Raw genomic sequence first — 518 nt, 5'->3', positions numbered from 1 at the left:
ACTGTTGAATGAAGAACGCTTAACGGGCATTGCAAATGATGTTCGCAATGTGATCAGCCTAAACGATCCTGTGGGCAGCGAAATCGACAGTAAAGTGCTAGAAAACGGCATGTCTCTCTCTCGCCGCCGTGTACCACTTGGTGTTGTGGGTGTGATTTATGAAGCGCGTCCAAATGTGACCATCGACATTGCCGCACTGTGCCTGAAAACGGGTAACGCCAGCATCCTACGCGGTGGTAAAGAGACGTTTTTCTCTAACATGGAACTTGTGAAAGTTATCCAATCAGCCCTTGCAAAAGCAAACTTGCCAGCCGCTTCAGTACAGTACATTGAAAAGCCAGATCGCGAGCTGGTTTCTCAACTGCTTAAACTGGATGACTACGTTGATATGATCATCCCACGTGGTGGAGCTGGTCTGCACAAAATGTGTAAAGAGAACAGCACAATTCCAGTGATCATCGGCGGTTTTGGTATCAGTCACATTTTTGTTGATGAATCCGCGGACCTAGAGAAATCGC

At 47.3% G+C, this 518-nt stretch carries 1 protein-coding gene; it reads left to right on the top strand.

The genetic code is table 11. The annotated features are described in order from the left end of the window. The coding region (locus R8N47_RS28410; protein WP_318186508.1) for an aldehyde dehydrogenase family protein at positions 1-518 on the top strand (518 nt) is incomplete at both ends.

It is taken from the genome of Vibrio sp. 2132-1 (genome assembly GCF_033344315.1).
This window is presented reverse-complemented; position numbering and strand designations above follow the sequence as displayed.